Origin of the sequence: Protofrankia sp. Cj3, assembly GCF_917627355.1 — a bacterium.
GTDB lineage: Bacteria > Actinomycetota > Actinomycetes > Frankiales > Frankiaceae > Protofrankia.
On record NZ_CAKJTR010000041.1, the window covers coordinates 28,049 to 32,887 of the forward strand.

Below are 4,839 nucleotides of genomic sequence, written 5' to 3' on the forward strand. Positions count from 1 at the left end.
ACCGTCATGGAATGTGTCGTGCCGGCACGATAACCGGCCGGCCACGCAGGCAGGACACAAATTGGGGGATGTCGTGCAACCGCCGAGGAGTTTCACCCGCCGGCCACCTGTGCCGGCGCAGATTCCGCGCTCCTTACCCCGGGCCGAGGCCCACGGCGATGTTCCAGCGGACGCGACGTTGTACGCGCTCGTCGTCTACGGCCCGGACCGACAGCCCGTCGAAGTCGTCCTGCCGTTCCCGACCGTCAGCGCGGCCGACCATCACGCGCAGAGCAGCAACCGGGACGGTCGCATCGTCCCGATCACGTTTCCGTTCCGCCCCCGTCAGGGGCCTTGAGACCAGGTCTCCCGGATATGGCCGTGCCCCGACCCGGGAGGCCTGACCGATGCGTGCCGGCCCGTGCGGGGCCCGTCCCTTCCTCGTCGTTGCGGGTGTGGCGTACGGGCCGGCGCGTACAACCAACACCCACCATCGAAAGGATCAACCATGTCCAAGGATCGCACCCGCAAGCCCGACCTCACCGATTTCGACCCCGACGCCGTCACCTGGCAGACGTCCAGTTTCTCCAACGGCGCCGGTGGCATGTGCGTACAAGCCGGCATGCACGACGGCGGAGTGGTCGTCCGCGATGCGAAGAACCCGGACGGGCTCGTGCTGTCGTTCTCCCGCGCCGAGTGGGCCGCGTTCGTCGACGGTGTCGAAAACGGCGACAGCGGAGACGAAGATGGTCGACGTTCCCGTTGTTGGGAGTGTCATGCTCGATCGGGTCGCAGCGGACGGGCGGCTGCGACCGTGGGCTCCGGAGGTCGGGCTTGACCGTAGTTACCCGCTCGGTGGTTTCCTGACCCATCGGCTTCTACGCGGTGACCCGCGCAAGGTTGTTCTCGTACGCAGCGGTGTGGAAGTCGCTTCCGGCAACCACCGGAGCCCTGGCCGCCGGCCTGCCAACAATCCGCTCGTCATTGTCCATGACTTCAAGTGGCGCGGCGATGTTGTCACTTATCTGGCGAGGCGGGCGGCGATGCTGGCTGCAGGCGGATGGCAGGAGCAGAGTCCCGCTGTCCGCGACGAGGCGCATCGACTTCTCGCCCACGTGGAGGAGCACGCTGGAAGGCTTGATGTGTCTGGGCAGGCTGTGCTCTTCCGGCCGGTGGCTATGGACGTTGTCCCGTCCTGGTGGGCTGACGAGTCTCGCGCGATCGTTGACACCTGGCGGCCTCCCGCCGGCTGACCGGCCAGCGCTACGACTGTTGGATGACTTCCTCACCCTCACCCGTCGGCTCCTCGAACCGGGCGAGGAAGTCATCCAACGCTTCGTCTGTGACGGTCAGCGCGTTGCCGTCGGTACGTTGGTTTCGTATGTGCAGACGGCGGCGCAACACCGAGCGGTCCGCCTTGAAGTACAGCAGATGCCACCGGCCGCCGTGTTCTTCCACGAGTTTCTTGTACCGGTCACGTCCGGCCCGGTCCCACAGGCCGCGATCTATCACCACGGATGTTCCTGCCTTGACCAGAGCGGCCAGCTCGGCCTCCACTTCGGTGACCACTGGGCCTTCCAGCTCGAAGTACCGGTGTTCCGGATAGTCGACGCCGTAGCGACCGTGCCGTGCATGTACCCGTTCGTCGACGGAGAGGCGCACGATGCCCTGGCCCTCCAGGTGCTTGGCGTAGGTCGTCTTGCCAGAACCGGTCAGGCCGCACAGTAGGAACACCTCGGCGACATCCCTGTCCTGCATCAGGAGACATCCCTTCAGCGCTTCGCCTGTCACCCGAAGACTATGACCACTCGACGCCGTCGCCGAACAGCGCCGTCAGCTACCGGTATCACTCTCTGGAGGTACCGAACCGTTTGTGCTGTTTTTGTCGATCTACTTTCACTGCCCTGGCTGGTGGGGAGCGACTGTCTTCGGAGCGCGGTCACTCTCCTCAGCGATAGTGCCGGTATCGTCGGCTGGCTCGCTGCTGTCGGTTGCGCTGTTCCGCTGACGGCGGCGCTGTACAGGCTGCGGGTAGCCGAGGGAGACCAGTTCCTTCGATGTCCACCCGGCTTCGAGCGCGGCCTTACGCGCGTCGGCGTAAACGGTTTCGGCGTTGGCCACCTGCTGCTGTACGGCAGCGAGTGCGTCGCGGATGGTCTGGCGGGCGTTGGCGGCATCGACGAGGTCTCCGATCGCGCGGATTCGCGCACCTTCTAGACCCGTCTTCCGCACATGCATCCAGTGTGTGGATAGTGTGATTTTTTGTTTGTCCACATCCAGCATCCCGATGAGATCACCGGCTATGCGGTGGCCCTGCCCGGCGACCGGGACCGCCAGGGAGTATCGGTCTGGTACAGCGGCGGACGGCTGGCCGCGGACCTGAGCCTGCCGCAGCTACGACGACGCTGGCAGGTCCCGACCTGCCCGGCCGGTACAACCGATTCTGCTGACCGGCAGCGGTTGCGCGACCTTGCTGCCCGCCGCCAGGCGGTTACCACAGCGACTGCGGCTGCCGTCAGTGCCGCCGAGCACCTGGCCGCCGACGTCGCCGGTGACCCCGCCAGGGAACAGGATCAGGAAGCGGTGGCGCACGCCGTCGGGGACTTGGCCGCCGCCGTCGCCCACGTCCTACACGGGCCAGACGATGGGCCGATGCACACGGCCAGTGAGCGCATTGCCCGGGCGGCCCGGGCCCGGTGGGCGGCCACCCCGCACACCACTCCGGCCGCCGAAACCGTCCGGGCAGGGGCGCGGATTCTGCTCGCGCTCGGCCGTGCCGGCCCTGGCGAGGCAACCGATTTCGCCCGGCTTGTGGAGGCGTTGCTGCGACTGGCCGAGGCCCTGGCCTTCCTCCGTGCCGCCCAGCAGCGCCATATTCAGGCCGAAGCCGCCGTGGCTGCCGCCCGGATGTTGGCCACCCACATCCCCGGCCAGTCGCCCGTACCACCACGGGTGGCGCATGCAGGGGCGCGCAGCCCTGCCCGTTCCGCGTTGCCGCCTCGGCCTCGGGGGCGGTGAACATGCCTTTCCACGAAGCCGGCGGGTAGCTCGTGCGTCCAAGACTTGATGCTGCGGCGGGAGTGGGACTCGGCCATGGGGTGGGCTGACGCTTCCGGAAGACTGTGTGGGTCGGGGTCGGGAACGGCAGGCCTGTGGCTCTCGCCACGCACCGTCGTGACGGTCGTTTGACCAGCGGGTCACCGTCCGGTGGTCGGCGGTCGGTGGCCGGGTGATGCAGGTGATCGGGGCAGTGTGGCAGAAGAGGAACGCGGGCTGTGGTCCGGAGAGCCGGGGCGGGGGAACGTTACCCTGGCTGCGTCCGTCATGGCGGTTGGTGGCATGCGTGGAGGAGTCGGGTGGAACAGTGGGCGGGCTAGAGTGTCGATCTCGGCGAGTTGAGGAGTCCATTCCGGGCCAGCCTCGCCTGCGAGTGTGCGTTGTACGGCTTGGAAGTCGCCTGTTTCTTGTGGAGTCCAGGGCCGGGTCCGTTCGGTCTCGATTGCGGCTCGTAAGCGGGGCGGTTCGGCCCACTGGCCTGCGGGGGTGAGGTGGTTGAAGTAGCGGGGTTCTGCTTCGCCACGGCGAAATACCGCAACCTGGTCGGCAAGATGGTGGGTATCGATAAGGTCGGCAAGGTCGAGAATACCGGCGTAGGAGTGGCGGGCGTTTTCCGGTGCTGTTAGTCGTCCACGGCCCCGGTCGCGGACCTGTTCGTGGTAGCGGTGTATGATTCCTTGCCGGCTCATGGCTTCGGGAACTCCCATGGTGGCGACGGCTATTTGGTAGCCGGCTTCCCGGTAGCGGCTCATATCTTCCGCGACCCCGGCGGGGTTATCGGCTGTTGCCTGTACAAGAGTATTGAGTCGGTGGTGACGGGCATAGTCCTGGATCATGTGCATCCACCGGCGACCGTCGAACCGGGTGCGAACCGCCATGGTCTGGTCGTTTTCGGCCATGAATTGTTCATAGGATGGATGAAAAGGCTTGTAACGGTCGCTGTCGACATCGATGAATCCGCCCTTGCCGTCAAAGATAGCGCCGATCTGCCGGGCCACCCGCGACTTCCCCGCGCCGGGCTGGGCGACGAGGAACACGACGGTTGGGCGGGGCTGCGGCCGGGCATGACTGGTCTCTACAGGAACGATTTTTTCCTGGAAGATTCTTTCCGCTTCGGCGGCGGGGAGCTGGTCGGGGATGGGAGTGGGCTGGGTCACGCCTGCTCCTGTATCTGGTGGGCGATGTCGGTGAACCGGATACGGGCCTCGGCGACAGCAGCCGGGTCGGCCGGGTCGAGGGTGTCCCGGGCCCGGGCGCAGGCAGCCTGTTCGTTTTTCCATCGTTCCAGCCTGGCCGGGTCCGGATGGAGTTTGTTTTCCTCGGCCGTGATACGGGCGGCGTATGCGCCGACTGCGGCGTGCCCGGCTTCTAGTGCCGCTTCATAGGCTGCGACTTCTTTGCTGTCCCAGGTGAATGGTTTCATGTCGGAGAATACGGACGACTCGAAATCCGCGGATTCTGCCATGTTTTTCATCCTTTTATGGTGTTCGGACAGATGGTGTGGTGGGGCTTGTCGGCGACCCGGCGGCGCGTTCGCTGGCGGTGGTGTCGCAGGCGCGGGTCAGCCGTCCTCGCCTCCTACCGCGGGGTCGAAGTGGCCGGGTGGGACCGGGGTGACGGGTAGGGGCCGGTCGGGTTCGTGACGGTCAGGGCGGCAGGCGCGGAACGGTCCGGAGGGTCCGCACAGCACTGCCAGGTGGGGGTCGAGGTAGGACACGTGCCAGGTGGCGATGCCGGTGTTGGGGTCGGTACGGGCATGTTCCCAGGCTCGCCACAGTGCTTCGAGGCGGATGACGGCTTCGG

General features: G+C 66.4%; 9 protein-coding genes. 4 read left to right on the top strand and 5 right to left on the bottom strand.

Annotated elements, in window-relative coordinates; all coding sequences use genetic code 11:
- The 3 genes from MJ783_RS08085 to MJ783_RS08095 form a co-directional block, all read left to right on the top strand.
- Positions 1–337 (top strand): hypothetical protein (locus MJ783_RS08085; RefSeq protein WP_239309677.1); only part of this gene is annotated, 337 nt, incomplete at its 5' end.
- Positions 338–601: 264 nt separating this feature from the next.
- Positions 602–817 (top strand): DUF397 domain-containing protein, encoded by a 216-nt coding sequence (locus MJ783_RS23595; RefSeq protein ID WP_308194831.1) that lies wholly within the window; start codon positions 602–604, stop codon positions 815–817.
- Complete coding sequence (locus tag MJ783_RS08095; RefSeq protein WP_239309679.1) at positions 756–1,232, top strand: hypothetical protein; 477 nt, start codon at positions 756–758, stop codon at positions 1,230–1,232. Before MJ783_RS23595 ends, MJ783_RS08095 begins: the two co-directional genes overlap by 62 nt.
- A gap of 10 nt (positions 1,233–1,242) precedes the next feature.
- Here the strand turns inward: MJ783_RS08095 and MJ783_RS08100 are convergent, their stop codons facing one another.
- Together MJ783_RS08100 and MJ783_RS08105 are read right to left on the bottom strand one after the other, a co-directional pair.
- Positions 1,243–1,737, bottom strand: a complete 495-nt coding sequence (locus MJ783_RS08100; RefSeq protein ID WP_239309681.1) for an ATP-binding protein — start codon at positions 1,735–1,737, stop codon at positions 1,243–1,245.
- Between the two features lie 138 nt (positions 1,738–1,875).
- Positions 1,876–2,253 (bottom strand): hypothetical protein, encoded by a 378-nt coding sequence (locus tag MJ783_RS08105; RefSeq protein ID WP_239309683.1) that lies wholly within the window; start codon positions 2,251–2,253, stop codon positions 1,876–1,878.
- Here MJ783_RS08105 and MJ783_RS08110 point away from each other — a divergent pair.
- The gene (locus tag MJ783_RS08110; RefSeq protein WP_239309685.1) at positions 2,242–2,997 is read left to right on the top strand and encodes a hypothetical protein; all 756 of its coding nucleotides are present in this window, start codon (positions 2,242–2,244) and stop codon (positions 2,995–2,997) included. The genes MJ783_RS08105 and MJ783_RS08110 overlap by 12 nt on opposite strands.
- Positions 2,998–3,176: 179 nt before the next feature.
- On the opposite strand, the gene MJ783_RS08115 is transcribed toward MJ783_RS08110, so the two are convergent.
- The 3 genes from MJ783_RS08115 to MJ783_RS08125 form a co-directional block, all read right to left on the bottom strand.
- A complete protein-coding gene (locus MJ783_RS08115; protein ID WP_239309687.1) occupies positions 3,177–4,193 on the bottom strand; it encodes a zeta toxin family protein in 1,017 nt (338 codons plus the stop codon).
- Positions 4,190–4,501 (bottom strand): hypothetical protein, encoded by a 312-nt coding sequence (locus MJ783_RS08120; RefSeq protein WP_239309689.1) that lies wholly within the window; start codon positions 4,499–4,501, stop codon positions 4,190–4,192. Before MJ783_RS08120 ends, MJ783_RS08115 begins: the two co-directional genes overlap by 4 nt.
- A gap of 96 nt (positions 4,502–4,597) precedes the next feature.
- The coding region (locus tag MJ783_RS08125) for a DUF4913 domain-containing protein (RefSeq protein WP_239309690.1) at positions 4,598–4,839 on the bottom strand (242 nt) is incomplete at its 5' end.

What these genes read in the sequence shown, in the direction of transcription:
- MJ783_RS23595 (WP_308194831.1), top strand. Translation starts at nt 602, where the DNA reads ATGCACGACGGCGGAGTGGTCGTCCGCGATGCGAAGAACCCGGACGGG.
- MJ783_RS08095 (WP_239309679.1), top strand. Translation starts at nt 756, where the DNA reads ATGCTCGATCGGGTCGCAGCGGACGGGCGGCTGCGACCGTGGGCTCCG.
- MJ783_RS08100 (WP_239309681.1), bottom strand. Translation starts at nt 1,737, where the DNA reads ATGCAGGACAGGGATGTCGCCGAGGTGTTCCTACTGTGCGGCCTGACC.
- MJ783_RS08120 (WP_239309689.1), bottom strand. Translation starts at nt 4,501, where the DNA reads ATGGCAGAATCCGCGGATTTCGAGTCGTCCGTATTCTCCGACATGAAA.